Source organism: Cupriavidus sp. R6-3, from assembly GCF_059772245.1.
In genome coordinates this window covers 1-2,839 of the sequence record NZ_JCBAJO010000380.1, presented here as the reverse complement: position 1 = coordinate 2,839, position 2,839 = coordinate 1, and the positions used below count along the sequence as shown (strand labels likewise).

Annotated in this window: 2 protein-coding genes; both read left to right on the top strand. The window is 66.8% G+C overall.

Going from position 1 to position 2,839, the window contains the following annotated elements:
* Positions 1–145: 145 nt before the first annotated feature.
* Positions 146–1,684: a threonine ammonia-lyase, biosynthetic gene (gene ilvA, locus AC6EI8_RS25770; protein WP_149320149.1), complete on the top strand. Its 1,539-nt coding sequence runs from the start codon at positions 146–148 to the stop codon at positions 1,682–1,684.
* Positions 1,685–1,813: 129 nt separating this feature from the next.
* Positions 1,814–2,647, top strand: a complete 834-nt coding sequence (queF, locus tag AC6EI8_RS25765) for an NADPH-dependent 7-cyano-7-deazaguanine reductase QueF (RefSeq protein ID WP_149320148.1) — start codon at positions 1,814–1,816, stop codon at positions 2,645–2,647.
* The last annotated feature ends 192 nt before the right edge of the window (positions 2,648–2,839 follow it).

The following is a 2,839-nucleotide window of genomic DNA, read 5'->3' as shown; positions in this document are numbered from 1 at the left end:
TAGCGGTTTCCCGAACGCCAAGGCCGATGCCGGGGCGGCGCAAGCATCGCGCGCCGCGACCCCGAGCCGCCCTGCGCCCCGTCCCCCGGCGCCGGCCCTCCGCCTTCTTCCGTCCATCCAATCCGGCCCCGCGCCGGTCGTCGACATGACCCGCAAGACAGCCAGCAAACCCGACTACCTGAAGAAGATCCTGACCGCCAAGGTGTACGACGTGGCGCAGGAGACCGAGCTGACCTACGCCCGCGAACTGTCGGCGCGAATTGGCAACGGGGTCTGGTTCAAGCGCGAGGACACCCAGCCGGTGTTTTCGTTCAAGCTGCGCGGCGCCTACAACAAGATGGCCTCGCTGACCGCCGACGAACTCAAGCGCGGCGTGATCGCCGCCTCGGCCGGCAATCACGCGCAGGGCGTCGCGCTGGCCGCGGCGCGGATGGAGTGCAAGGCCATCATCGCGATGCCGGTGACGACGCCCCAGGTCAAGATCGACGCGGTGCGCAAGCACGGCGGCAAGTGGGTGCAGGTCGTGCTGCACGGCGAGTCGTACAGCGACGCCTACCAGCACGCCGCCGAACTGCAGCGCAAGCACAAGCTGACCTTCATCCATCCGTTCGACGATCCCGAGGTGATCGCCGGCCAGGGTACCGTGGCGATGGAAATCCTGCGCCAGCACCCGGGCCCGCTGCACGCGGTGTTCGTCGCCATCGGCGGCGGCGGGCTGATCGCCGGCGTGGCGTCGTACATCAAGGCCGTGCGGCCCGAAATCAAGGTGATCGGCGTGCAGACGGTCGACTCCGACGCGATGAAGCGCTCGATCGAGGCCGGCAAGCGCGTCGAACTCAAGGACGTGGGCCTGTTCTCGGACGGCACCGCGGTCAAGCTGGCCGGCAAGGAAACCTTCCGCATCGCGCGCGAACTGGTCGACGAGATCGTGCTGGTCGACACCGACGCGCTGTGCGCGGGCGTCAAGGACGTGTTCCAGGACACCCGCAGCATCCTGGAGCCCTCGGGCGCGCTGGCCGTCGCCGGCCTGAAGGCCTATGCCGAGCGCGAGAAGCTCAAGGGCAAGAACCTGGTGGCGATCGCCTCGGGCGCCAACATGAACTTCGACCGCCTGCGCTTCGTGGCCGAGCGGGCCGAGGTCGGCGAGGCGCGCGAGGCGGTGTTCGCGGTGACCATCCCCGAGGAGCGCGGCAGCTTCCGCCGCTTCTGCGAGCAGCTGGGCACGCGCAACGTGACCGAGTTCAACTACCGCATCGCCGACAACCAGCTCGCCCACATCTTCGTCGGCGTGCAGATCGGCAGCCGCGCCGAGAGCGACAAGATCGCCGCGAGCTTCCGCCGCCATGGTTTCGCGGCGCTGGACCTGTCCAACGACGAACTGGCCAAGCAGCACATCCGCTATATGGTCGGCGGGCACTCCGCGCTGGCGCAGGACGAGCTGCTGTACCGCTTCGAATTCCCCGAGCGTCCGGGCGCGCTGATGAAGTTCCTGTCGAGCATGAGCCCGAACTGGAACATCAGCCTGTTCCACTACCGGAACCAAGGCGCCGACACGTCCAACATCCTGGTCGGCATCCAGGTGCCGAAGAACGAGAAGCGCGAATTCCGGGCCTTCCTTGCCACGCTCGGTTACTTACACTGGGAAGAAACCGACAATCCGGTCTACAAGCTGTTCCTGGCGTGACGGCGGCTGCCGTCCGCCGCCGTCACGCCGGGTGGCCGAACCGCCGGATTGCGGAAATCGCTTGATCGACGGATCGCCGAACCGCCGAACGCCGAACCGCTGAATAGCGGAACCCCGACAGGAGTCCTCATGACCGTGCCCGAACATTCGCCGCTGGGCAAAGTCTCGGCCTACAAGACCGAGTACGACGCCAGCCTGCTGTTTCCGATCCCGCGCGCGCCCAAGCGCGCCGAGATCGGCCTGCCCGACGGCCGCGCGGTGCCGTTCTTCGGCGTGGACATCTGGAATGCCTACGAGCTGTCCTGGCTCAATCCGAAGGGCAAGCCCCAGGTGGCGCTGGCCAGCTTCATCATTCCGGCCGACACGCCGAACATCATCGAATCGAAGTCGTTCAAGCTGTACCTGAACAGCTTCAACCAGACCCGGCTGGAATCGCCGGAGGCGCTGCAGCAGCTGCTGCGCAACGACCTGTCCGAAGCGACCGGCGGCGCGGTGCAGGTGCGCCTGACGGCCGAGCCGGACTTCGGCCGCCAGCAGATGGGCGAGCTCGACGGCCTGCTGCTGGACCGCCTCGACATCGAGACCGACATCTACGAGCCGGCGCCGCAGCTGCTGCGCGCCGACCAGGAAGAGACGCCGGTCGAGGAGACGCTGGTCTCGCATCTGCTCAAGTCGAACTGCCTGGTCACCGGGCAGCCGGACTGGGGCAGCGTGCAGATCCGCTATGTCGGCGCGCCGATCGACCAGGAAGGGCTGCTGAAGTACCTGATCTCGTTCCGCAATCACAACGAGTTCCACGAGCAGTGCGTCGAGCGCATCTTCATGGACGTGCTGCGCCAGTGCAAGCCGGTCAAGCTGGCCGTCTACGCGCGCTATACGCGGCGCGGCGGCCTGGACATCAATCCATTCCGCACCAACTTCAACACGCCGTGGCCGGATAACCGGCGCAACGCGCGGCAATAAGGCCCCTCTCCGAAGACAAGGCCGGGCCGGCGTCGGCGCGACAGCGCTGCGCCGGCCTTCTTTGTAACAGGCCTTGAATTAATTAATGTGCCAATTAATATCCAGCACACCAGATCCCCTCCGCCCATGACCGCCCGCCGCTCCCGCTCTTCCGCCGCTTCTCCCGCCGCCCTCCCTGCTTCGCCGCAGCAG

Coding starts and splice junctions, on each gene's coding strand:
- ilvA (WP_149320149.1), top strand. CDS start 146: ATGACCCGCAAGACAGCCAGCAAACCCGACTACCTGAAGAAGATCCTG.
- queF (WP_149320148.1), top strand. CDS start 1,814: ATGACCGTGCCCGAACATTCGCCGCTGGGCAAAGTCTCGGCCTACAAG.